Source organism: Vibrio sp. 1727, from assembly GCF_033344415.1.
GTDB lineage: Bacteria > Pseudomonadota > Gammaproteobacteria > Enterobacterales > Vibrionaceae > Vibrio > Vibrio alginolyticus.
In genome coordinates, this window is sequence record NZ_JAWPOT010000596.1 from 1 (window position 1) to 538 (window position 538).

The 538-nt window shown below is 52.4% G+C and carries 1 protein-coding gene; it reads right to left on the reverse strand.

Going from position 1 to position 538, the window contains the following annotated elements; all coding sequences use genetic code 11:
- A partial coding sequence (locus R8O10_RS27125; RefSeq protein ID WP_318192216.1) for a Tn3 family transposase occupies nucleotides 1-538 on the reverse strand: 538 nt, incomplete at both ends.

The following is a 538-nucleotide window of genomic DNA, read 5'->3' on the forward strand; positions in this document are numbered from 1 at the left end:
GCTCGTTGGAACCGATGATCCGAGCATTGAGGGCGCTGTGGTTGGCCACCAGTGTCATGGCCGTGATCCCTTTGTTGGTGCCGAAATACTTAGAGGAGTACCGGGTTTTAAAGGTTTCCAGATGGGTTTCGAATTTCTGACCATCCGCACTGGCATGCAGCTGGTCCTCCTGAATATGGTAGTGGCGGAAGATGGGTAGCGCTGCAACCGCATTATTGATCACGTCGCTGGCGTCATGCAGCGTTTCAGGCCGGATATAGTTGGCCTGCACCGTACTCAGGTGTTCATAGCTTCGATCGGAGATCTGCGCCATGCCATACACACCACGGTGAGTGGCGTTGGCAATCAGAATGGCCAGTAAATCATCCTGATGAGTGAACCCTTGTTTTTGTATCGGAAGTACATGAGTCAGACATTTCATGAACCCGGTTTCGCGCTCTACATACCGCAGTACATCCGCGATACCGACCGGTTGCATTCGCTTAAAAAAGGGATTGTTGACCAGAGATGTAGCGCTTTTGGTCGGCAGACGCCAGCG